We start from the raw sequence: 23,201 nt of genomic DNA on the forward strand, positions 1-23,201 counted from the left end.
TTTTTAAATTTGCTAAAATTTAGATAATGGAATTTGTTCAGAATAAAGAAGAAATTTTTGATAATGTAGAAATGTTTTTAGAAGGATTAGAACTAGGTTCTGATTTTGAAAAAGAAAAAACAATTCAATTAATTAAATTATCAAAAACCTTTTTGGTAATTGACACAGAAGAAGTATTGGTATTTGTACCAAGTACATTTGTTGGTTACAAAGAAAACTTTATAGAAACTTACAAAGGAAAATTAATGGAAGAGGAAACAAATCCAGTTATCACAAATTTATTGGGTTCTACACCAAAAATAGATAAAACTTTGGATGAGTTATTCCTTGATTTTTGCGATGAAATAGAAGTTAACCGTAACGATGTTGGAATTTCTCGCGATTATTGGATTATAAAAAATATATAAATACTAAGATTTTTAATTTATCTTTTTTCTCTTCGTAATCTTTGCGGTTAATTTAACTGTAAGTGATAAGTATGTTTAGAATCAACGTAACTTTTTAAATGGCTACATTTTATTAATTCTGATGGTCATTCTGAGCCTGTCGAAGAATTATAGCGAATTCAACAATGTTTCGACGAGCTCAACATGACAAGATCTTATTAAAAACAAGATGACTAAACAATAGATTATTTAATCTTTTTTAAAATATATTTATCTTTTAAATTTCCTGTAATAACTTTCCCTTCTTGATCTAAAACTTTTAACTGGTTTTCTTCAACCTTTAAGATAAGTGGAGTTACATTAGAATTTAAATGTAAAATATTATTAGAAGCATCCCATTTATAAAAACCTTCGTCTTGATAAACAGTTTCTTTTCCTAAATACTCTTGTTCAATAAAAAAGTTACCATCTTTCTTTAATTCAACAATATATTTTATTCCTTCACAATCGGCACAAGGAATTGTACCTTCATACTTACCTGCCCAATCTAATGAGTTTTTGGAATTATGTTCTTTCGCAATAGCTTTTGCTTCTGCTTTAGTTTCAACTTGTTTTTCTTCCGTCTGAATACTTTTAGATTGGCAAGAAAAAATAACGAATAACGTTAAAATAAAAAAAGATATAGATTTTTTCATTATTAAAATGATGAGTTTTTAATATTAATTTTGATAACAAATTACGGATATATTTAATTAACTTTCAAGTAAAAATATAAAAATGTTTTATTCAAAAAATGTACCAACATTGTTGGGAGAAATGATTGCTGTAAGATCTGAGAAAGGAGTTTGTATGTTAAATTTTTTGGATGGAAAAACAACAACACAACAAGTAAAAGAATTAGAAAAAATTGGAGAAATTATTTACAATGATAATGATGAAATTCTAAATCAACTTCAAGGCGAATTAGATTTATATTTTGAAGGTAATTTAGAACAGTTTTCCATTCCAATAGATTTTATTGGAACAGAATTTCAACAGAAGGTGTGGAATCAATTATTAAAAATTAAGTTCGGAGAAACACGATCATATAAAGAACAAGCTATTGCAGTTGGTGATTTATTAGCGATAAGAGCTGTTGCTAATGCCAATGGTAAGAATAAGATATCCATTCTCGTTCCTTGCCACCGTGTTATCGGCTCTGACGGTTCTTTAACTGGATTTGCTGGTGGAAAAAATCGTAAACAATTTCTGTTAGATTTAGAATCAAAACAACTTAATTTATTTTAACAGCAAATGTGCTAAAGGATATTGTTTTTTCACTAAATTTGAGAAAACACTAAAAACAATAAATGAAAAACATCTATTTTTTATTGGTAATGATTTTATTATTATCAGTTCCTATTTTTGCACAGGTTGGTATTGGAACAACAATACCACATGCTACTTTAGAAGTAGCTTCAAGCTCTATTTCAACAATCCCAGATGGAATCATTCCTCCAAAATTAACAGGAGAAAATTTAAAACTTAAAGACGGTTTATATTCCTTAGATCAAACAGGTAGTATAATATATGTAACAGAAGCTTTGTTATTAGCTAATAGAACACCAAAAACGGCAAATGTAAATGAGATTGGTTATTACTTTTTTGATGGTTTAGTTTGGCAAAAATTAAAGCAACAAACTGGTGCTATAAATGGAATAACACAAGTCGGTGGAAATGTTAAATTAGGTGGAACATTAAGTGAAGCTACAGCCATTACAACTTCAGTGGCAAATACTTTAGCACTAAATGGATTACAAGAAGCTAATGCATCTACGGGAAAGATTTTAATGGTTGATGCTAGTAATAATGTAAGATTAACAAGTAATATCGCAAACGATTTCTCTATACCATCTCCGTCTGTTTTTAATCTTGGTACTGCAGAAGCTAATTTTTTAAATGGACAAGGAGCAGGAGGTTCATCAATTGTTCCTATGACTTCAGTTAAGAATGCAATTACTGGTTTGACATACAATGAAACTACTAGAACAATTTCGTTCCCTACAGGAGTTTATCAAATTATTTTTGTTTACGAGGCTACTCACGACGTTGCTAGTTGTACTATTAGTTCATATTTTGTAGATTTCCCTAACACATCTGGAACTCAAAGAATTCATAATACAGCTTCTCATAATCAAGGAGCATTATCTAATCACGGAAGTACAATTAGTTACGCAACTGTTTTAACGACTCCTACAAATTGGCAAATACGATTAGGTAGGGGGCAGTCTGGTAATTGTTCTGGAACAGGAATGACTTTAGCAGCAAGATCAACACATTTATTGATATTTAGAATAGGTGATAGTGTTTAAAAACAATACCAAAGGTTTTTAATCTAACTAAATTTTAAAATAATTAATTTTAATAGAAAAAGTGATTTACTAAACGTAGTGAGTCACTTTTTTTATTCCATTTTATAATGAATTTGCCTTATACTTTCATTGTATATCTACCGATGATAAGCATGAATAGCTGTATAATTTTGTTTAATTATAAGCAATCAAGATGTATCCTAAATTGAGTTATTGTTCTTTCATATGATTAAAATTTATTAAAAATATGTCGTAAATTAGCAAATTAGAAAAGTAACGTATGAGTGTTGAACTATTACCAGACGGAAGAGTAAAAAAACCTGAATGGTTACGTGTGAAGTTACCAACAGGAAAAAAACATAAAGAACTAAGAGGATTAGTAGATAAATATAAATTAAATACAATTTGTCAAAGTGGAAGCTGTCCAAACATGGGAGAATGTTGGGGAGAAGGAACTGCGACATTTATGATATTAGGAAATGTTTGTACAAGATCTTGTGGTTTTTGTGGAGTAAAAACTGGTCGTCCAGAACAAGTGGATTGGGCAGAACCAGAAAAAGTTGCACGATCTATTAAATTAATGAAGATTAAACATGCGGTTTTAACATCTGTTGACCGTGATGATTTAAAAGATATGGGATCTATTATTTGGGCAGAAACAATACAAGCTGTCCGCAGAATAAGTCCTGGAACAACAATGGAGACTTTGATTCCTGATTTTCAAGGAGTAGAAAAACACATTGATCGTTTAGTTGAAGCAGCACCAGAGGTTTTATCTCATAACATGGAAACTGTTCGTAGATTAACAAGAGAAGTTCGTATACAAGCAAAATATGATCGTTCATTAGAAGTTCTTCGTTATGCTAAAGAGGCAGGACAACGTCGTACAAAAACAGGTATGATGCTTGGTTTAGGAGAGACTGAAGATGAAGTTTTTGAAACTATTCAGGATGTTGCAAATGCAAATGTAGATGTTATTACAATTGGACAATATTTACAACCAACAAAAAAGCATTTACCATTAAAAGAGTTTATAACACCTGCACAGTTTAAAGCTTACGAAGATTTTGCTCGTAGCTTAGGTTTTAGACATGTAGAATCAGGACCGTTGGTTCGTTCTTCTTACCACGCAGAAAAACATATTTTATAATAATTTAAAAGCTCGGAAATTTTCCGAGCTTTTTATTTTATCAATCTTTTATTTCATTTCAAAAGACTTTAATGTTCCATCTTCATTAAACTCTATATCATATTCATAACGATCGTTAGATAATGTAGAAGGATACCAATTTACTCTATCTTTATAATAAGCTACATAAATTGTATAATCAGTAGATTTGCTTCCTATTTCCTTTCTCTTTTCAACTAACGCATTGTAAACATTGTTTACATGAAGAAAAGAAACACGATTTAAATTAACTAAATCTTCTTTAATCTTATCGTTCTTAGAAAGTCTAACAGGAGTAGGTTCTTCCCATTTTTCATCTTTGTATTGGTATTGATCTATAAAAAGAGGATTATCAGGATTCTGTAATTTTACATTAATTCTACCATCATCATAAAAGTGAATTGTTCTATAAATAAAAATATCTTTCCCTTTAAATTCATTGCGATTACGTAAAGCTTTTTCAGCCTTTTCTAATGCATGTAAATTGTTCACAAGCACTAATTCGTCTTCTTTTTCTACATGGGTTGATACAGGAGTTGCTTTTTCATCTTCAACAGAATCAACTTTTTCGTTAAGCGTATCATTAATGGAATTTTTAAATTCTTTACAAGAATAAAATCCAACAGATATAAATGATAATAAACTTAAATAAATGTACTTTTTCATGCTGTTAAATTTCATATAAATCATCAGTAAATGCAATTGTATTAGGATCATCAATCAAATAAAAAATCTCTTTTTCTTTTTGTTGTAAGTTTCCAATTTCCATAAGAGATACAATTTTTTTAATTGAGTTATGATGTATCTTTCCAGAAATATCAGTGTAAGTTAGTTCAAATTTTACTTGTGGTTGATTATTAATATAAGTTCCAGTTTGCTCGGCACTAATAATTTTAGCTATTGTCTTTTGACCTTTAAATTTTAATTCTAATGAAGATTTATTTCTAAAAGAAAATTTTCCCATTAACTTAACAAAGATTAACCAGAATATAAAACCAATAAAAAATATAACCAATGGAGATATAATTAATGGATGTTCAAAACTTAAAAATCGCCATCCATACCCAAAGTTTTCTGTTTTGTAACTGTAAACATAGTAACTAATGATTGCTGCAAGAAAAAATAACCAAATAAAATAGAGAGAATAATTGACTTTGGTTTTTATTCCATCTAAAGTAATGTAAGGAGCTTTCTTAAAATTTTCGTCAATGATTAATGTAATCCAGTTTCCTTCTTCGTATCGATTTTCTTGTGGACGAGAATCATTAATTTCTAAAGAATGTAAAATGGTATCACGATTAAAATTCTTTAATTCTAAAACCAATTTTTTATGAGCAAATTTTTTATTTTGTAATACAGCTGTTTTAGCTTCAATAATTTTAGCTTCAACTCTTTTTCCATATCTTAATAAATAGGCAATATTTTTCTGTGTGAGAAAAGAGCTTTTGTAAATAAGATAAAAAGTAATTCCAAATACACTAATCCATAATAACAAACTTATACCTAAATAGATTAAAGATGTTTTACCGTTAACATTCGCTAAGTCGGAATATGATACAGTTGAGTAATAAATAATTGCCGGATGGGCAAAAATGAAATACATAATGAATACAACCCAAAAGTAAGTGAAAAACTTTCCCATAATAAATTGTTTTATTTACTTATTCAGCACCTTTTAATGATATCGTTACACCAGAATACTTCTCGTTATCTTTCCCAATATATAAAAGATCAAATCGATCATTATCCTTTTCTTGTAACCCTTTTTTTAGCAACGGATAATTAATTTTCTCTACATGAGAATTCCATTCGTTTTCTGTTGTAGGTTTAAATTTAGAAATATTTTCCATTTCAAACAACGCTTTATCAGTTTCTGTTTTTAAAGAACGTTTTACAAAAATTGTATCACCCTCAATTTTTTCAATCTTTATCCAACCTTGTGGTAAACCATTTATGCTATTTCCTTCTGCATCTGTAAAGAAAGTTGCACCATATAATTGCCCAGCTTTTAAATTATTTAAAGCTTCATTTAAATGAGTCGTTTGGTCATTATATTTATTCGCTTTTATTTTATTGTTGATTGCGAAAATTACTGCTGCAACAGATACAATAGCTAATATGATTAAGTAACCTTTCCATAATTTGAAATAAGGAATTTTTAAGGTTTTCTTTAATTTTTTAACTTCATTTTTAATTTCAGGAGAATAATTTCTAGCATGAATTAATTCGCCGTTCATCGTGTATAAACGAGATAGTTTTACTAAACCTCCTCCCATTGGCAAACCTAAAAATTTAGTTCCAGGAGTTATAATATATAACTCGAATTGTTGAGGTTGATTTTCTTTTTTTAACGTTCCAGTAATAAATTTTCGTCCTAGAATATGCTCATATTGAGTATAAAAAAATATCATTTTGTATTGATTTTATTATAGAGAATTATTTAATTTTTTATAGTCTGATTTTACTTTAAGTAGGGCTAAATTAAAATTTTTAATTTCCTTTAAAAAATAACTGAAAGCCAATTTTAATTATTTAACATATTCACTTTTAATGTGAAAATAAATATCACTTTGAAATGTAATAAGGTGAATTGGAATAAAATTATTTAAGAATTGTCCGAAAGTGCTATAAATCAATGTTTTTTATTCAGAAATAACACTTTAATATATAATTTGTAACTTTGCAATGTCAAAAGAAGTTGTGCGTAATTGTTGCGCTTTTATTTGTAAATATTTATTTACATATAAAATTCAAGTTGTTCGATATAAATACTTGTTCATTATCAATACTGATAATTTAATTTCTGATTCTATAAAAAGAGTTTCTCTTTTTACATAGACAACCCTTAATCGATCGAGGGAAAAATCTTTTAAATGGTGTAAAAACTGTAAGCATAAAAATTATATTTTATAAAATATGATTTTTAGTGTAAGGTATTGTTTTTGATATTAATGAAATTATTAGGTGTGTTGTGCCTTATGATTACTATTCAACCGTGTTTTGACAAAATGTTTAATCAAAATTTCTATAATGGAAAATAAAGAGAGTAATAGAAAAGTAAAACTAAAAGTCGAAGATTTAACCATTATTTTCGGAAAACAAAAAGAGAAAGCTCAAGAATTATTGGATAAAGGATTTTCTAAAAAAGAAATTCTTGAACAAACTGGCTGTACAGTTGGTATAAACAAAGCCAATTTTGAGATTTACGAAGGAGAATTCTTTGTAATTATGGGATTATCTGGAAGTGGAAAATCTACATTACTTCGTTGCTTAAATAGGCTAAATGAACCTACATCTGGAAAGGTTTATATTAATAATGATAATATAACAGATAAGAATAATAAAGATTTACTACAGGTTAGAAGAACAGAAATGAGTATGGTTTTTCAGAAGTTTGGATTACTACCTCATCAAACTGTTTTAAATAATGCAGCTTTTGGTTTAGAAATTAGAGGAGAAGAAAAATCTTCTCGAGAAGCAAAAGCACAAAAAGCATTAGACATTGTTGGATTAAATGGTTTTGAAAATCAATTACCATCTCAATTATCAGGAGGTATGCAACAGCGAGTTGGTTTGGCAAGAGCATTAGCCAATGATCCTGAGGTTTTATTAATGGATGAGGCTTTTTCTGCTTTGGATCCTTTAATAAAAACAGAAATGCAAGATCAGCTACTCGAATTGCAAGATACATTACAAAAAACAATCGTTTTTATTACACATGATTTAGATGAAGCCATAAAAATTGGAGATCGTATTGTAATCATGAAAGATGGAGTTATAGAACAAATAGGAACGGCAGAGGATATTTTAACCAATCCTAAGAGTGATTATGTTAAAGCCTTTGTAGAGAAAGTGGATAGAAAAACAATTATTACTGCAGGTTCTTTAATGTTCGAAAAACCTACAGTTGTTCGTTTTAGAAAAGATGGTCCTGAAGGAGCATTAAGAAAAATGCGTTCTACAAGTTTAGATATTTTACCAGTTGTTGATGTGCATAATAATTTTTTAGGATTTGTAAGTTTAGCAGATGTCGTAATTAGTGCTAGAAAGAAAGAGCCAACAGTAGAAGCGATTATAAATAGCGATGTTCCATCAGTTTATAGTGATGCTACAGTAGAGGAAATGTTACCACTTATTTCGGGTAATAAATCTCCTATTGCTGTTATAAATGAACAGAATAAAATTTTAGGAATAGTTTCACAGACGTCATTAGTTATAGAAGCTACAAAGTTTAATGAAGAAGAAATAATTGAATTAAAAGAAATTGCAAACAATCAATAAAATGGAGAAAACAATCAATTTAGGACAATACGTAGAAATTGCTATTAACTGGCTAACAGAAAATGGAAAACCTGTATTTGACGTCATAAAAAATATTGGAAATTCATCTATTATTGGTGTTGAATGGACTTTATTATCATTGCCATTTTATGTGGTTATTTTAATATTTGCATTATTAGCTTTTTGGAAAGCTGGTAAAGGAATAACAGTTATGACAATTGCAGGATTTCTACTTATTTATTTCATGGGATTTTGGAAAGAAACAATGGAAACACTTGCACTTATATTTGTTGCGACATTAACAGCGCTTATTTTTTCTATTCCATTAGGAATTTGGGCAGCAAAAAGTAAATTGGCAGAAAAATTTATTCACCCGTTATTAGACTTAATGCAAACCATGCCTGCGTTTGTTTACCTTATCCCTGCTGTTTTATTTTTTAGTATTGGTAAAGTTCCAGGAGCATTTGCAACAATTATTTTTGCAATGCCACCAGCTGTAAGGTTAACAACATTAGGAATAGAATCTGTTCCCAAAGATATTGTAGAAGCCGCACGTTCTTTTGGTGCTACTAATAAGCAAATATTATTTAAAGTAGAGCTTCCTTTAGCTGCAAAAACAATTTTAACAGGAATTAATCAAACCATTCTTTTATCGTTATCAATGGTGGTTATTGCGGGTATGATTGCTGCAGGAGGTTTAGGAGAAAAAGTATTAGAAGGAATTAATAATCTTGATATTGGTCTAGGTTTTGAGAGTGGATTATCAGTTGTAATTCTTGCTATAATATTAGATAGGATAACACAAGGTTTTGTAAAGAAAAAATAGAATTATGAGAAAATATACCTATACTATCTTCGCTATTTTTACACTTATTATAACCATTTTTTATTCATGTCGTAATGCTAATAATTCAAAATACATTACAATAGGAATGGTAGATGGATGGGCAGAAGATGTAGCGATGACACATGTTGCTAAAGCAATTTTAGATGAAAAAGGTTATCATGTAATTATACAAAAAGCTTCTACCGATATGATTTTAGCTTCTATGAATAATGAAGATACGGATTTGTTTATGGGTGTTTGGTTACCTTATACTCATGCTACAAAAGTTGCTAAATTTCCAAATCTAGTTGAACTTGGTACAAATTACGAGAATGGAAGAATAGGTCTTGTAATACCAGATTATGTTCCTATAAATTCTATTGAACAGCTTAATCAATTTAAAGATAAGTTTCGTCATCAAATTATAGGAATTGAAAAAGGTGCTGGAATGACAAAAGCAACAGAACAATCTATCGTTGATTATCAATTAGATTATAAACAGATTAATTCTTCAACAATTGCCATGATTACTGAGTTACAAAATGCAATTAGAAACAAAGAATGGATTGTTGTTGCAGGTTGGAAACCGCATTGGATGTTTGGTAAAATGGAACTGAAATTTCTTGAAGATCCTAAAAAATCATTTGGTGAAACAGAACAAATAAGAACGTATAGTAGAAAAAGTTTTGGAAAAGATCATCCAGAATTAATGAGTTTTTTCTCTAAAATCTATTTTGATGATGATGAAATGACAGATTTAGTTACCGAAATGGAAGGTAGTACCAACAAAGAAGAAACCGCAAAAGAATGGGTGAAGAAAAACTCTAAGCTGGTTAACTCTTGGTTAAAGAAATAATAGAATTTTAAAAAGTCTTATAAAAACATAATTTTATAAGACTTTTTTATTTAAATCATTTTCATATTTTTATATCACACAATAATTTATGAAAAAAATAATACTATTATTTATACTTGTTTCGAGTTTTATGCAAGCGCAATTCTACGAAGTAAGCTTCGATGTACAAGTGCAAACTCATTACAATGAAAAAGGATTAAAATGGTTCGAGGAATGGGAAGAGGATCCTAAAGATCGTCAGATTTTGATCGAATTAAATAAAAACCCTCCTGTAGAGAATTATAAATTTATATTCGATGAAAATTTTAGTTCTTCTACGCATGAAACAAGAATAAATAATTCACAAACAGAACAAAATATATTTGTTTCTAAATTTGCACCAACTTTTGGTAAAAATGCTTTTATAGATTATAAAGAAAATAAATTTTGGGCAAATACAGATGTATATGATGATAAGTATCTAGCCTATGATTCTATTTATAAAGTAAATTTTCAAGATACAGGAAAAACGAAAGAAATTTTAGGTATAAAAGTAAAAGAAGCAGTAGCAAAACAAGGAAAATATGATTTAATAGCTTGGTACGCTCCATCAATAAAATATAATTATTCTCCTGATATATTTTACGGAACAAATGGACTAATTCTAGAATTACATTATAAATTCGAAGTGGAAGATGAAGGAGAAGTTCTGGTTTCTTGGAAATCATCGAAAATAAAACCATTAAAAAAGAACTCTAAGTTAGTTAAACCAACTAAAGGTAAAGTTGTAAAATTTTCAGAATTAAATGCTGTATGGGAAGAAGCAAATAATAAACTAAATGCCTTGTATAATGATAACGATGGCGTTGATAAAAAATAAAATTAATCACTTACTTAAAAAGAAAACTTACTACATTCGAGTAAGTTTTTTTTATACATGAAAATCAAAGCAACGTTATTAACAATAGGTGACGAAATACTAATAGGGCAAATTGTAGATACCAATTCTGCATTTATTGCAAAACAATTAAATAAAATAGGAATACAAGTCGAAGAAATTTTATCTGTTCAAGATGAAATGATTCACATTATAGAGGCTTTTCAAAGAGGAATTACTAAATCCAATATCATTATTGTAACGGGTGGTTTAGGACCAACAAAAGACGATAAAACGAAAGCTGCATTATGTCAATTTTTAAATTGCGAATTAGTAAGAGAAGAAAAAGTAATAGAAAATATTATTCAATTATTTGAAGCGCGTGGTTATACGAAGGAGCTTAATAATCTAAATCAAGAACAAGCATTAATACCAGAAAAATCTAAATTTATCCAAAATAAATATGGAACAGCTCCATGTTTATGGACAGATTTTGAAGATAAAATTATTATTAATCTTCCTGGTGTTCCATTTGAAATGAAAGGATTGGTTTTGGATGATATAATACCACGATTAAAAAATAAATTTGAGGCAGATGTTATTGTTCATCGTGATATTCTAGTTACTGGAATCTCCGAAAGTGATTTAGCTATTTTGTTAGAAGATTGGGAAAACCAATTACCAGATTATATTCATTTAGCTTATTTACCAAATCGTACCTCAATAGATTTACGCTTTACAGCAACAGGAATAGATGAGGTTTATTTAAAAGAAAGTATTCAGCAAGAAATTAATAAATTTAAAGTGATTGCTGGGCAATATCTTATTTCAGAAAATTCTGGAAAAGCGCAACGTGTTTTAGGTGATATTTTAAAACAAAATAATTTAACAATTTCTACAACAGAAAGTTGTACGGGAGGAAATATAGCAAGTTTAATTACGTCAATTTCGGGTAGTTCTTCTTACTTTAATGGAAGTGTTGTAGCATATGCAACAAATGTAAAAACATCTGTTTTGGGAGTTAATGCAGATGATATAGATAAATTTACAGTTGTATCGGAGCAAGTTGCTGAACAAATGTCTAAAGGAGTACGTACCATTTTAAATACGGATATTGCAATTTCTACAACAGGAGTGGCAGGTCCAAATAAAGGAGAGGACGGAAAAGATGTTGGTACAGCATGGGTAGCTGTAACAAATGGAGAAAAAACAATTACTAGAAGTTATTTTTATCCTTATATGGATAGAGAGGATTTTATAAAAACTGTTTCGAATAATGCATTGAATTTAGCAATTCAATTCATTCAAAAAGAATTATCTTAGTTCTATCTCAACAGGTTTTTTTATTAAATAATTTCTAATTTGTCAGTTCGAGTGATTTTTAGAAATGAAATGAATAAAAATTGTATCGAGAACTTAGACAAATAAACTTAAATAAGGAATGAATAGACTTATTTCTTGATACTAAATTCTAATAGAATTTTACTCGGGATGACAGATTTAAACTAGTTGAGTAGTAAATAGAAAGAATAGAATTTTATAAAATGTTTCGACAAGCTCAACATGACAGATTGTTGTAAAGCAAGATTATAATTGAAAAATATAGAATATGAAAAAAATAATTGCTTTAAGTTTTATTTTATTAGCTAGTTTTAATTTTGCTCAAAACTCTTTTGGAGTAACAGCTGGTGGACAAACTTCTGGAATTACGAATGCTAAAATCGGTGACAATCAAAATGGTTATGGAGCATATGCTGGATTTTACTACAGAACAAGTTTAAATGATAAATTTTCATTTCAGACAGAGTTAACATATTCTTATCAAAATATCAGAAACCTAGATGTTTTAGCTCCGTCAGGAATTGCAGAAAATTCTTTAATGATGGATTATAAGTATCAATTGCATTACATTAAATTGCCTTTGCTTTTACGTTATCAACCAAATAAAATTTATGGAGAAATAGGTCCAGAACTTACATATTTATTAAGTGGAAAAATAAGAAATGAAAATGAAGAAGCAGGTTTCAAAAATGATTCAGATTTAAAAGATATTAATGCTCTACAATTTAATGTTGCAATAGGAGCAGGATATCAAATTAATGAAAAACTGAGTACTGGATTTAGGTTTACATGGGGAATAACACCAATTTCAGATAATTTACCTTACGATATAAAAGTTTTTAATATCGCATTGGGAATCAATTATACAATATTTTAAAAACAAATGAATCACTTCCCAAGGGAAGTGATTCATTTTATAGTTAGAAATTCTAAACTAGTATTTTATTTTCTTCTTCTGTTTCGGTCATTTTTCTTCTTGAAAAACTCTTTTTTAGCTCCAGAATTCGTTGTTTTATTAGTAGAACTAGAAGAAGATGGCTTCTTTTCCATTTTAGGCGTTTTTAGAACATTAACATAACGTCCAATTAGTTTTTCAATATTTATCAAATCACCTTTTTCATCAGGCGCACAAAAAGAAATCGCTTTACCTTCTTTTCCAGCACGACCAGTTCTACCAATACGGTGTACATACGTTTCAGGAACATTTGGTAACTCGAAATTGATAACATAAGGTAACATATCAATATCAATTCCTCTCGCAGCAATATCAGTTGCAATTAAAACTTTTAATTTTTCTTCTTTAAATTCATTTAATGCACGTTGTCTTGCATTTTGAGATTTATCTCCATGAATGGCAGCAGCAGGAATTCCAACTTTTTCTAAGTGTCTAACCAATCTATTTGCACCATGTTTAGTACGAGTAAAGATTAAAGTTCTTTCTTCTGGATTTTCTTTTAAAATCTGAACTAATAACTCAACTTTATTGTCTTTGTCAACATGATAAACAAATTGTTCAACCGTTTCTGCTGTAGAAGAAACAGGCGTCACATTTACTTCTTTTGGTCTTCTTAAAACGCTATGAGCAAATTTTCTAATAGGCTTTGGCATTGTAGCCGAAAAGAATAATGTCTGTCTTTCTTCTGGAACTAATTTCAATATCTTTTTAATATCGTTTACAAATCCCATATCCAACATACGATCAGCTTCATCTAAAACCAAAATTTCTAATTGATTTAGTTTGATATAACCTTGACCTATTAAGTCTAATAAACGACCAGGAGTTGCAATTAAAATATCAATTCCGTTTTTTATTGTACTAATTTGTGGTTTCTGATTAACTCCACCAAAAATTGCTAAATGACGGATAGGTAAGTTTTTACTGTATAATTTAAAATTATCATCAATTTGTACCGCTAACTCTCTTGTTGGTGTTAGGATTAAAGTACGAATTCCTTTCGTTTTCTTAGGCTTATTCGTTAAATTCTGAAGAATAGGAATAGCAAAAGATGCAGTTTTTCCAGTTCCAGTTTGTGCACAACCAATAATATCGTTTCCTTCTAAAACAATTGGAATAGATTGTTTCTGAATTTCTGTTGGTTCTGTATAACCAGCTTCATCAATTGCTTTTAGAATTGGTTCTATTATATTTAATTCTGTAAAATTCATTAATATGAGTATGTTTTAATCAATCTATAATTGATTATTATATTGAAAATAAAAGCACTCCTAAATGAAGTGCTTTTGTATTTATAATTATAAATTAATCTTCTAATTCTTTTGCGTTTCTATCTATTGGAGCATCTTGTTCTTGAGCATGAACAGAATTAATAGAATAATTTCTCCAACGATCTATAATATCTAAGAAGTCCGCAGGAAGTGGAGATTCAAAAGACATTCTTTCTCCTGTAGTAGGATGATTAAATCCTAAAGTACGTGCGTGTAATGCCTGACGTGGACAAGCTTTGAAACAGTTATCAACAAATTGCTTGTATTTGTTAAATGTTGTTCCTTTTAAAATATTATCTCCACCATAACGAGCATCATTAAATAATGGATGACCAATGTGTTTAAAATGCGCACGAATTTGGTGTGTACGTCCAGTTTCTAATTTACATTCAACTAAAGTAACATACGAAAAGTTTTCAATTACTTTATAATGTGTTACCGCATGTTTTCCTTGAGAACCATCTTCAAAAACAGTCATTTGCATTCTGTCTTTTAAATGACGACCAATATGACCAGTAATTGTACCTTCGTCTTCTTTTAAAACTCCCCAAACAATTGCATTATATAAACGATCTGTAGAGTGATCTGCAAATTGCTCAGCTAAAGAAGTCATTGCAATTTCTGTTTTTGCAATAACTAATAATCCACTCGTATCTTTATCTATCCTATGAACAAGTCCTGGACGTTCCATTTGGTCTGACATAGAAGGTAAATTATCAAAATGAAACTTTAATGCATTTACTAAAGTTCCAGTATAATTACCATGACCTGGATGTACAACCATTCCTGGTTCTTTATCTATTACAACAACTTGGTCGTCTTCGAAAACAATTTTAATCGGAATATTTTCTGCTATCACCTCATTTTCGCGAGGAGGATTTTCTAACATAATCTGAATAAAATCATCAGGTTTTACCTTGTAGTTAGATTTTACAGGTTCGTTATTTACTAAAATATTTCCATTCTCAGCAGCTTGCTGTATTTTATTTCGTGTAGCATTCTCAATGCGAACCATCAAGAATTTATCTATACGCAATAACGATTGACCTTTGTCAACCGTTATTGAGAAATGTTCGTATAATTTATTGTCGTCTTCTTCTTGTAAGAAGTCTTCTAAATCTTCTGTCATTTATTCTTTTCTATTCAATAATAACCTCTTCTGGAGCTTTTGGTGTTTCTACAGGTCTTTGCTCCACAGGATTATTTTGTTCTTGTAAATTTTTTATTTGCTGTTCAGCTTTTTGTCTAAGAATATCTCTGTATTGAGAACCGCTAATTGTATCCTCACCAAAGTTCTTGTACTGAACATCTAACTCTTTTAATTGAGCTCTAATTTTCTCTCTAGGTTCTGTTGATAACCAAATATCAATAGGTTGTCCTTGATCGTAAGTATCTGTAGCAAAAGGAAATTGATAAACAACACGAGCGTTTATTGTATCATTAGATCCTCCAATAAATTTAATTTGTCCTATTTCAAAGAAATTATCTTTAATAGATTGTTTAGCCTCTGATAATGTCATATTAACCAAATTAGGCATACGTACACCTGCTAACATACCTCTTCCTAAAACTAAATCAACAGTAGCAAATCGTGGTAATTGCTCACCAGCTTTAATTATTTTACCATTGTATAATATTTTAAGAACAGCATCTTTAGCTAAATCTGGTTCATAAATAATTTTTCCAATTTTTAATCCAGAAATTCCTAATTGTGTAAATGCTAATCGCTTAGATTTACCAATTAAATCTGGTAATTCTACAGGACGATATGTTTTTGGATTCGATTTAATAAAAATACGACGTCCTTCTTTTACTTTAGATTGTGCTGCTGGATAAAAATCCATAATAGCAAAAGGTTTTGTATTTGGGTCAAAACGAGAACTGTCTACTTCGTATGTTAATCCAAGTTCTTCTAACTTAGCTGTAGCATCAGTTACATTCATCTTAGATAAATCTGGAACATCAACAAATTCGCCATGGTTGGTATATGAATCTAACCAAACATTAAAAATAAAATGATAAAGCCCATAAGATAGTGCGATAACGATAACTACATTAAGCAAAATTTGACTGATTGATTTTACTCCTCTCATTGAAATGATATATTGTCGCACAAATATAGTTTAAAAATAATATTTATGATTGATGTCAAAGTTCTATATTTGAATAAATTTTAAGTTAAAAATGTTAAAAGTTGCAGTTGTAGCAGGTGGATACTCGGATGAAAGCGTTATTTCGCTTAAAAGTTGCGAGTTAATTTATGCGAATTTAAATCCAGAAAAGTACGACAGAACAAGGGTTAGAATCCTTAACGATGGTTGGTACGCTGAAATTGATGAGGTAAAATACCCTATTAATAAAGGAGATTTTTCTTTTGAGAAAGATGGAGAAAAAATAAATTTCGATGTCGTTTTTAATACTATTCACGGTACTCCGGGAGAAGACGGATTTTTACAAGCATATTTCGAAATGATAGGTTTGCCTTATAATGGGTGTCCTTTTTATCAATCTGCATTAACTTTTAATAAGAAAGATTGTATTGCTGTTCTAAGCAAATATGGAATTCCACATGCACAATCTGTTTATATTAATAAAGGAGATAATTATTCTGTAGAAGAAATTATTAATAAAGTAGGATTACCTTGTTTTGTAAAGCCAAATAGATCAGGTTCTAGTTTAGGAATATCAAAAGTTCATAAAGCAGAAGATTTTGAAGCTGCAATGGAAAAAGCTTTTCATGAAGATAGAGAAGTTTTAATAGAATCTTTTTTAGATGGAATTGAAGTTTCTGTTGGTGTTTTAAATTTTAAAGGAGAAACAACAGTTTTAGGAATTACAGAAATTGTATCACATACAGACTTTTTTGACTATGATGCAAAATACAATGGTTTATCAGACGAAATAACACCAGCTCGTTTAACAGCAGAAGTTGAAGAAAGAGTTAGAGAAATTTCAGCCAAAGCATACGATTGTTTAAACATGTCTGGTTTTTCTAGATCAGAATATATCATAGTTAACGGAGAACCACATTTTATAGAAATGAATACATTGCCAGGATTTTCACCAGCAAGTATTTTTCCTCAACAAGCCACTTATGCAGGTATTACTTTAACAAAATTAATGGATAGTGAAATAGAATTAGCACTTAATAGAAAATCACCATGGACAGAGTAGCCGTTTTTCCTGGATCTTTTGATCCAATTACACTAGGACATTTAGATATTATAGAAAGAGCAGTTCCTTTATTTGATAAAATTATTGTTGCAATTGGTACTAATTCTTCTAAAAATTACATGTTTTCTTTAGAACAAAGAATTAAGTTTATTGAAGAGTCAGTTGCAAAATTTAAAAATGTAGAAGTAAAAGCTTATAAAGGTTTAACTGTTGATTTTTGCAGAGAAGAAAATGCTCAATTTATATTAAGAGGACTTCGTAATCCTGCCGATTTCGAATTTGAAAAAGCAATTGCACATACCAATAGAGCAATTACAAATCATAATGTTGAGACTATATTTCTATTAACTTCTTCTGGTAAAGCTTATATCAGTTCAAGTATTGTAAGAGATGTCATGCGAAATGGAGGAAAGTACGAGATATTAGTTCCGGATACCGTAAGAATTTAAATAAAATTATAAACAAGATAAAAAGAGAAGCAGTATTACAAATTTGTAATACTGCTTCTCTTTTTATCTTACTTTTTTAATCTCAAAAAAAGCATACTTCTTATTGCAATTTTAATTTTTTAAAAACGCTTAGAGTTTTAAAAAATTTCTAAAAAAGCAATAGTGGTTATGCTTGTAAAAGCTTCATTTTTAGATTGTTTTCTCTATTTTATTGTATTGACTTTAATGGTTGTTAATTTCTTATTTTTTTCTTAATTTTTTTAATATATTGATAAAATGTTTAAGATTAAACGGTTTTAAACGACTTGATATTTTATAAATATTATCATTATGATAATTTAAAAATATTAAAGAAATGAGAAGAAATTTAAAGAGCTTATTTTTACTTGGAGGCTTACTTTTAGGATCTTCTTTGTATGCACAAGAAAAGACGGTTACGGGTAAAGTAACCGATTCTTATGGGCTTGGAGTTTCTGATGTTGTTGTAAAAACTACATTAGGACAGGAAGCTATCACAGATGAAGATGGAAATTTTAGTATTCAAGCCAAACAAGGAGACCTAGTTTCTGTAGAGGCAATAGGTCTACAATCACAATCTTTCACAGTAGGAGTTAGTAATGAGTACAAAATCTCTCTAAAACCAACAGAAACTGTTGATTTAGCTGATGCTGTAGTTACAGCTTTGGGAATTACAAGAGATAAAAAATCGTTAGGGTATGCAACACAGCAGATTGCGGGTGAAACGGTGTCAGCAGTTCCTTTAACAAATTTTGCAGATGCATTATCAGGAGAAGTAGCAGGTTTAGATATTAAATCTTCTGGTACAATGGGAGGTTCATCTAACATGATTATTAGAGGTTTTAGTTCTATTACTGGTAGTAATCAGGCATTAGTTGTAGTGGATGGAACACCTATTAATAATGCAACATACAATACTACCAATCAAACAACAGGTAGAGGAGGTTATGATTATGGTAATGCAGCTTCTGATATTAACCCAAATGACATTGAGACATTAAATGTACTTAAAGGTTCTGCGGCAACAGCACTTTATGGTTCTCGTGGTCAAAATGGTGTTATTATGATTACGACTAAACGTGGTAAAAAGAACAAAGGTATTGGAGTAGAATTTAATTCAGCAATTACAGTTGGTACTGCGGATAAATCTACATTACCACGTTACCAAAAACAATATGGAGCTGGATACAATCAATTAAATATTTCAGAAGGAGGACATCCAGATAATCCTTATTTTACAGTAGGACCAGATAATGCTTTTGTAACTCAGTTTGGAGCTGATGCTTCTTATGGAGCCGCTTTTGATCCGAATTTAATGGTTCGTCAATGGAATTCATTGTACGAAGGTTTACCAAATTACGGAAGAGCAACTCCATGGGTTGCTGCAAAAAATGACCCGAATAGTATTTGGAGAACTTCTACAACTTATGTAAATACGGCATCATTTTCTGGTAGTAACGAAGATGGTAGCTTTAGAGTTAGTTTTACCAATAACTTGACTGATGGAAATTTAGCAAATAGTGAGTTAAAAAGAAATACATTAAGTTTTGGTGGAGATTATAAATTAACAGATAAATTAAAAGCTACTGCAAATATTATTTACACAAACAATAAAGGTAGAGGACGAATAGGTACTGGGTATAATGGATTAAATCCTATGCTTCCTTTCCGCCAATGGTGGCAAACAAATGTCGATTTAAAAGAACAAGAACAAGCCTATCTACTAACAAGAAAAAATGTTACTTGGAATACCAAAAGTTTTAATGATACTACTCCTCAGTATATGAATAATTTTTACTGGACGCGTTACGAAAATTATCAAAATGATTCGCGTGACCGCTATACAGGTAATGTGTCTTTAGATTATAAAATTAATGATTGGCTGAGTTTAACGGGACGTTACGCTTTTGATAATTATGATGAATTAAGAGAGGGAAGAATTGCAGTAGGATCTGCGGGATCAGGTTTTTTAGGTGAGTATATGCTCTTCAAACAATCTGTTTCCGAAAATAACTACGATGTAATGCTAAACTTCAACAAAAAGCTTACAGATAATATTACTTTAGATGGTAATACGGGTTGGAATTTACGTGTCGAAAAAAATGAACGTGTTATAAGTACTACTAATGGAGGTTTGTTAATACCTCGTTTATATGCTCTAAGTAACTCTGCAATTGGTTTAACATCAGCTAATATTAGTCAATTTCAAGGGACAAAGAAAGTAGATGGCATGTATGCTAGAGTAAGTTTAGGTTTTTATAATATGTTCTATTTAGATGGATCGATAAGAACGGATAGATCTTCAAGTTTATGGAGTGGACAACAAAATAGATATTGGTATCCATCTGTTTCGGGAAGTTTCGTTTTCTCAGAATTACTAAAAGGATCATTTATTAATTTTGGTAAGGTAAGAGCCAATTACGCGCAAGTGGGGAACGATACCGATATGTTTAACTTGTATAATGTGTACACATTAAATGCTCCATTTAATGGAATAGGTTCAGCAATTAACCCAGATCAATTTAAAAATCAGTTTTTAAGACCAGAGAACATGACTGAATATGAAGTTGGTCTTGAGATGGCAATGTTTAAAAACAGAGTAACATTTGATGTTTCGTATTATAATAGAAAAACAACAGATTTAATTACACCAGTAGATGGATCTTCTTCATCTGGAGCCTCTTCAGTTTTTATGAATGCTGGAGACATGGTGAATGAAGGTATTGAAGTTTCATTAAATGTAGTTCCATTTAAATCTGAAGATTTTACTTGGCGAGTAGGGTTCAACTTTGCAAGAAACAGAAATAAGGTGACCAAATTATCTGAAGATGTACATTATTTACAGCTAGCTAGTTTACAAGGTGGTATTTCTATAGGAGCGCAATTAGGCGAGGCTTATGGTGTCATTAGAGGGACAGGTTTTGTTTATGATGATAATGGAAACAAAGTTGTTGGAGACAATGGTCAATATTTAGCTTCTGCAACAACAACTAAAATAGGAAACATGAACCCTGATTGGGCTGGAGGAATTAAAAATACAATTTCTTACAAAAATTTAAGTTTAAGTTTTCTAATTGATTTCCAAAAAGGAGGAGATGTCTTTTCTCTTGATACATTCTATGGTTATGCAACAGGTATGTATGATAATTTTACAACAGGCTTAAATGATTTAGGAAATCCAGTACGTAATACTTTAGCGAATGGAGGAGGAGTTATTTTACCAGGAGTTAAGCAAGATGGAACACCGAATGATATTCGTGTAGATGCTAGTAGTGGTAGTGGACAAGGAAACCCATGGGGGTATTTGGGAGGAACTTCACCAAGACAAGCGCACGTATATGATGCTTCATTTGTTAAATTAAGAAATGTAACATTGACGTACGATGTGCCTCAAAAATTTTTAGATAACACATTTATTAAGAAATTATCTCTTTCTGCTGTAGGTAGAAATTTATGGATAATTCATAAAAATGTACCATTCTCAGATCCAGAAGCTGGTTTAAGCTCTGGTAATATTCAGGGATATCAATCCGGAGCGCATCCAACAATTAGAGAAATAGGAGCGAGCCTTAAAGTTCAATTTTAAAAAGAAGAATTAAATGAAAAAGATATTATTAGGATTGGTAGCGGTTTTCGCTTTAAACTCGTGTACCGATGAAGATTACGATAACTTAAATCACGATCAAAAAAATCCAGAAGATGTACCTGCTAGTTTTTTAGTAACGGGAGCGACAACAAGTTATTTCTATAGAATGATTTCAACGAATGTAAATCAAAATATATTTAGATTGGTTTCACAATATTGGAATGAAACCCAATATACACAAGAAACAAATTATGACTTAGAAGGAAGATCTATTAGTGATAATTTGTGGAATGAAATAAATATGAAAGTCTTGTATAATTTAGATGATGCAAGAAAGAGAGTTGAATTAAATGAAGATTTGGATAAAGAAGAAAAAGCGAATCAACTTGCAATTATCGATTTATTACAAGTCCAAGCTTGGCAAACCTTAATTGATACTTTTGGGAATATTCCATACTCGGAAGCACTACAAGGTAAAGATAACCTTAATCCAAAATATGATGATGCAAAAACTATTTATGAAGATTTAATAAAGAGAGCAATTAAATCAACAAATGCCATTGATGTAAATTCTCCTGGATTTCTTAAGTCTGATATAATTTATTACACAACAGAAAATGGAATTGTCACTTATAATAGTGATATGTCTAAATGGAAAAAATTCGGAGCTTCATTACAATTAAAATTAGGTATTCAATTATCAGATGTTGATGCTTCTTTAGCACAATCTACGATTGCAAATGCGGTAAATGTTGGTGTATTTTCATCTCAAGCGGATAATTTTACATTACGCTATACAGGTTCTGAACCTTACACAAATCCATTATGGATTGATTTAATTAAAAGTGGACGTACAGATTTTGTTGCGGCGAATACAATTGTAGATAAAATGAATACTTTAAATGATCCTCGTAGAGCGAAGTTTTTTAAGGAAAATCTAGGAGAAGGAGTTTTCGTTGGAGGAGAATATGGTAGAGCAACTGCTTTTGCAGGTCATACTCAAATTTCTGCAACATTAGAAAGTATGAGCTATCCAGGAACATTATTAGATTATACAGAAGTTCAATTTATGTTGGCTGAAGCTGCAGCAAGAGGTTTTGCAGTTGGTGGAACAGCTGAAAGTTTCTATGAATCTGCAATTAGAGCATCATTTGAGTTTTGGGGTAATACTACAGTAGAAGCAAATACTTATCTAGCGCAACCAAATGTTGCGTATGCAACAGCAGCTGGAGATTGGAAACAGAAAATTGGTACTCAATTTTGGCTTGCAATGTATAATAAAGGATTTGAAGGATGGAATGTTTGGAGACGTTTAGATGCACCAATATTTAATTTACCACAAGCAACAAAAAATCCTGTTCCAACAAGATATACTTATCCAATACGTGAAAGAAATTTAAATGCTACAAATCATAATCAAGCATCTTCTGCAATAGGAGGAGATACGCAAACAACCAAATTATTTTGGGACGTTAATTAATAATAAATATTATTATAATGAACTTGTTTAGATTTTCAGATATTGTATTTTAAATATTTAGCTAATTTTCTTTTTTTTATCAAGATTCCCCGAAGGGCATATGAATTCATATGATAACAATTAAATAGTCATGAATAAAAAAAGAAAATATATTAAATACAAATAATCTGTATTGCACATTAAAGAACTACATTCTTTGTATT

At 30.0% G+C, this 23,201-nt stretch carries 21 protein-coding genes; 14 read left to right on the top strand and 7 right to left on the bottom strand.

The window, feature by feature from the left end; translation table 11 throughout:
• Positions 1-26 precede the first annotated feature (26 nt).
• Entirely contained in the window at positions 27-407 is a 381-nt protein-coding gene (locus tag BUA86_RS13170; protein ID WP_072933408.1) for a hypothetical protein, read from the top strand.
• A gap of 224 nt (positions 408-631) precedes the next feature.
• Here the strand turns inward: BUA86_RS13170 and BUA86_RS13175 are convergent, their stop codons facing one another.
• Complete coding sequence (locus BUA86_RS13175; protein ID WP_072933410.1) at positions 632-1,081, bottom strand: copper resistance protein NlpE; 450 nt, start codon at positions 1,079-1,081, stop codon at positions 632-634.
• Between the two features lie 82 nt (positions 1,082-1,163).
• On the opposite strand from BUA86_RS13175, the gene BUA86_RS13180 reads away from it, so the two are divergent.
• From BUA86_RS13180 to lipA, 3 genes are all read left to right on the top strand, one after another.
• Positions 1,164-1,673 carry a methylated-DNA--[protein]-cysteine S-methyltransferase gene (locus tag BUA86_RS13180; RefSeq protein WP_072933412.1) on the top strand — a complete coding sequence of 170 codons (510 nt, stop codon included), beginning with the start codon at positions 1,164-1,166 and terminating at the stop codon, positions 1,671-1,673.
• A gap of 62 nt (positions 1,674-1,735) precedes the next feature.
• Positions 1,736-2,737: a hypothetical protein gene (locus BUA86_RS13185; protein WP_072933414.1), complete on the top strand. Its 1,002-nt coding sequence runs from the start codon at positions 1,736-1,738 to the stop codon at positions 2,735-2,737.
• Positions 2,738-3,017: 280 nt separating this feature from the next.
• Entirely contained in the window at positions 3,018-3,887 is an 870-nt protein-coding gene (gene lipA / locus BUA86_RS13190) for a lipoyl synthase (protein WP_072933416.1), read from the top strand.
• A gap of 48 nt (positions 3,888-3,935) precedes the next feature.
• On the opposite strand, the gene BUA86_RS13195 is transcribed toward lipA, so the two are convergent.
• The 3 genes from BUA86_RS13195 to BUA86_RS13205 are packed head-to-tail and all read right to left on the bottom strand — an operon-like array spanning position 3,936 to position 6,316.
• On the bottom strand, positions 3,936-4,571 hold the full coding sequence (locus tag BUA86_RS13195; protein WP_143147332.1) for a hypothetical protein: 636 nt from the start codon (positions 4,569-4,571) through the stop codon (positions 3,936-3,938).
• A 4-nt stretch (positions 4,572-4,575) separates the two neighbouring features.
• The gene (locus BUA86_RS13200; RefSeq protein WP_072933423.1) at positions 4,576-5,547 is read right to left on the bottom strand and encodes a hypothetical protein; all 972 of its coding nucleotides are present in this window, start codon (positions 5,545-5,547) and stop codon (positions 4,576-4,578) included.
• Positions 5,548-5,566: 19 nt separating this feature from the next.
• Positions 5,567-6,316 carry a hypothetical protein gene (locus BUA86_RS13205; protein WP_072933424.1) on the bottom strand — a complete coding sequence of 250 codons (750 nt, stop codon included), beginning with the start codon at positions 6,314-6,316 and terminating at the stop codon, positions 5,567-5,569.
• Between the two features lie 619 nt (positions 6,317-6,935).
• Here BUA86_RS13205 and BUA86_RS13210 point away from each other — a divergent pair.
• From BUA86_RS13210 to BUA86_RS13235, 6 genes are all read left to right on the top strand, one after another.
• Positions 6,936-8,186: a quaternary amine ABC transporter ATP-binding protein gene (locus tag BUA86_RS13210; protein ID WP_072933425.1), complete on the top strand. Its 1,251-nt coding sequence runs from the start codon at positions 6,936-6,938 to the stop codon at positions 8,184-8,186.
• 1 nt (position 8,187) lies between these two features.
• Complete coding sequence (locus BUA86_RS13215) at positions 8,188-9,012, top strand: ABC transporter permease (RefSeq protein ID WP_072933426.1); 825 nt, start codon at positions 8,188-8,190, stop codon at positions 9,010-9,012.
• A gap of 4 nt (positions 9,013-9,016) precedes the next feature.
• Complete coding sequence (locus BUA86_RS13220; RefSeq protein ID WP_072933428.1) at positions 9,017-9,868, top strand: glycine betaine ABC transporter substrate-binding protein; 852 nt, start codon at positions 9,017-9,019, stop codon at positions 9,866-9,868.
• Positions 9,869-9,956: 88 nt separating this feature from the next.
• Positions 9,957-10,727: a GLPGLI family protein gene (locus tag BUA86_RS13225; protein ID WP_072933430.1), complete on the top strand. Its 771-nt coding sequence runs from the start codon at positions 9,957-9,959 to the stop codon at positions 10,725-10,727.
• A gap of 57 nt (positions 10,728-10,784) precedes the next feature.
• Positions 10,785-12,047 carry a CinA family nicotinamide mononucleotide deamidase-related protein gene (locus tag BUA86_RS13230; RefSeq protein WP_072933432.1) on the top strand — a complete coding sequence of 421 codons (1,263 nt, stop codon included), beginning with the start codon at positions 10,785-10,787 and terminating at the stop codon, positions 12,045-12,047.
• 286 nt (positions 12,048-12,333) lie between these two features.
• Entirely contained in the window at positions 12,334-12,942 is a 609-nt protein-coding gene (locus BUA86_RS13235; RefSeq protein ID WP_072933434.1) for a porin family protein, read from the top strand.
• 65 nt (positions 12,943-13,007) lie between these two features.
• Here BUA86_RS13235 and BUA86_RS13240 read toward each other — a convergent pair whose 3' ends face one another.
• The 3 genes from BUA86_RS13240 to BUA86_RS13250 all read right to left on the bottom strand — a co-directional run bounded on the left by BUA86_RS13240 (position 13,008) and on the right by BUA86_RS13250 (position 16,384).
• On the bottom strand, positions 13,008-14,231 hold the full coding sequence (locus BUA86_RS13240; RefSeq protein ID WP_083580377.1) for a DEAD/DEAH box helicase: 1,224 nt from the start codon (positions 14,229-14,231) through the stop codon (positions 13,008-13,010).
• A 94-nt stretch (positions 14,232-14,325) separates the two neighbouring features.
• Positions 14,326-15,420, bottom strand: coding sequence for an RluA family pseudouridine synthase (locus tag BUA86_RS13245; RefSeq protein WP_072933436.1), 1,095 nt, complete (start codon positions 15,418-15,420; stop codon positions 14,326-14,328).
• 10 nt (positions 15,421-15,430) lie between these two features.
• A complete protein-coding gene (locus BUA86_RS13250; protein WP_072933437.1) occupies positions 15,431-16,384 on the bottom strand; it encodes a PASTA domain-containing protein in 954 nt (317 codons plus the stop codon).
• Between the two features lie 91 nt (positions 16,385-16,475).
• Here BUA86_RS13250 and BUA86_RS13255 point away from each other — a divergent pair, with 91 nt between their 5' ends.
• The 4 genes from BUA86_RS13255 (at position 16,476) to BUA86_RS13270 (ending at position 22,998) form a co-directional block, all read left to right on the top strand.
• Positions 16,476-17,465: a D-alanine--D-alanine ligase gene (locus BUA86_RS13255; RefSeq protein WP_072933439.1), complete on the top strand. Its 990-nt coding sequence runs from the start codon at positions 16,476-16,478 to the stop codon at positions 17,463-17,465.
• On the top strand, positions 17,453-17,914 hold the full coding sequence (coaD, locus tag BUA86_RS13260; protein WP_072933441.1) for a pantetheine-phosphate adenylyltransferase: 462 nt from the start codon (positions 17,453-17,455) through the stop codon (positions 17,912-17,914). The genes BUA86_RS13255 and coaD overlap by 13 nt, the downstream gene beginning before the upstream one ends.
• Positions 17,915-18,269: 355 nt before the next feature.
• Positions 18,270-21,518: a SusC/RagA family TonB-linked outer membrane protein gene (locus tag BUA86_RS13265; protein WP_072933443.1), complete on the top strand. Its 3,249-nt coding sequence runs from the start codon at positions 18,270-18,272 to the stop codon at positions 21,516-21,518.
• A gap of 13 nt (positions 21,519-21,531) precedes the next feature.
• The gene (locus BUA86_RS13270) at positions 21,532-22,998 is read left to right on the top strand and encodes a SusD/RagB family nutrient-binding outer membrane lipoprotein (RefSeq protein ID WP_072933444.1); all 1,467 of its coding nucleotides are present in this window, start codon (positions 21,532-21,534) and stop codon (positions 22,996-22,998) included.
• Positions 22,999-23,201 lie beyond the last annotated feature (203 nt).

It is taken from the genome of Chishuiella changwenlii, assembly GCF_900142565.1.
Classification (GTDB): Bacteria; Bacteroidota; Bacteroidia; order Flavobacteriales; family Weeksellaceae; genus Empedobacter; species Empedobacter changwenlii.

What these genes read in the sequence shown, in the direction of transcription:
- BUA86_RS13185 (WP_072933414.1), top strand. Translation starts at nt 1,736, where the DNA reads ATGAAAAACATCTATTTTTTATTGGTAATGATTTTATTATTATCAGTT.
- BUA86_RS13170 (WP_072933408.1), top strand. Translation starts at nt 27, where the DNA reads ATGGAATTTGTTCAGAATAAAGAAGAAATTTTTGATAATGTAGAAATG.
- BUA86_RS13180 (WP_072933412.1), top strand. Translation starts at nt 1,164, where the DNA reads ATGTTTTATTCAAAAAATGTACCAACATTGTTGGGAGAAATGATTGCT.
- BUA86_RS13220 (WP_072933428.1), top strand. Translation starts at nt 9,017, where the DNA reads ATGAGAAAATATACCTATACTATCTTCGCTATTTTTACACTTATTATA.
- BUA86_RS13250 (WP_072933437.1), bottom strand. Translation starts at nt 16,384, where the DNA reads ATGAGAGGAGTAAAATCAATCAGTCAAATTTTGCTTAATGTAGTTATC.
- BUA86_RS13215 (WP_072933426.1), top strand. Translation starts at nt 8,188, where the DNA reads ATGGAGAAAACAATCAATTTAGGACAATACGTAGAAATTGCTATTAAC.
- BUA86_RS13270 (WP_072933444.1), top strand. Translation starts at nt 21,532, where the DNA reads ATGAAAAAGATATTATTAGGATTGGTAGCGGTTTTCGCTTTAAACTCG.
- BUA86_RS13230 (WP_072933432.1), top strand. Translation starts at nt 10,785, where the DNA reads ATGAAAATCAAAGCAACGTTATTAACAATAGGTGACGAAATACTAATA.
- BUA86_RS13225 (WP_072933430.1), top strand. Translation starts at nt 9,957, where the DNA reads ATGAAAAAAATAATACTATTATTTATACTTGTTTCGAGTTTTATGCAA.
- BUA86_RS13265 (WP_072933443.1), top strand. Translation starts at nt 18,270, where the DNA reads ATGAGAAGAAATTTAAAGAGCTTATTTTTACTTGGAGGCTTACTTTTA.
- BUA86_RS13235 (WP_072933434.1), top strand. Translation starts at nt 12,334, where the DNA reads ATGAAAAAAATAATTGCTTTAAGTTTTATTTTATTAGCTAGTTTTAAT.
- BUA86_RS13175 (WP_072933410.1), bottom strand. Translation starts at nt 1,081, where the DNA reads ATGAAAAAATCTATATCTTTTTTTATTTTAACGTTATTCGTTATTTTT.
- BUA86_RS13195 (WP_143147332.1), bottom strand. Translation starts at nt 4,571, where the DNA reads ATGAAAAAGTACATTTATTTAAGTTTATTATCATTTATATCTGTTGGA.
- BUA86_RS13210 (WP_072933425.1), top strand. Translation starts at nt 6,936, where the DNA reads ATGGAAAATAAAGAGAGTAATAGAAAAGTAAAACTAAAAGTCGAAGAT.
- BUA86_RS13255 (WP_072933439.1), top strand. Translation starts at nt 16,476, where the DNA reads ATGTTAAAAGTTGCAGTTGTAGCAGGTGGATACTCGGATGAAAGCGTT.
- BUA86_RS13240 (WP_083580377.1), bottom strand. Translation starts at nt 14,231, where the DNA reads ATGAATTTTACAGAATTAAATATAATAGAACCAATTCTAAAAGCAATT.
- BUA86_RS13205 (WP_072933424.1), bottom strand. Translation starts at nt 6,316, where the DNA reads ATGATATTTTTTTATACTCAATATGAGCATATTCTAGGACGAAAATTT.
- lipA (WP_072933416.1), top strand. Translation starts at nt 3,018, where the DNA reads ATGAGTGTTGAACTATTACCAGACGGAAGAGTAAAAAAACCTGAATGG.
- coaD (WP_072933441.1), top strand. Translation starts at nt 17,453, where the DNA reads ATGGACAGAGTAGCCGTTTTTCCTGGATCTTTTGATCCAATTACACTA.
- BUA86_RS13200 (WP_072933423.1), bottom strand. Translation starts at nt 5,547, where the DNA reads ATGGGAAAGTTTTTCACTTACTTTTGGGTTGTATTCATTATGTATTTC.
- BUA86_RS13245 (WP_072933436.1), bottom strand. Translation starts at nt 15,420, where the DNA reads ATGACAGAAGATTTAGAAGACTTCTTACAAGAAGAAGACGACAATAAA.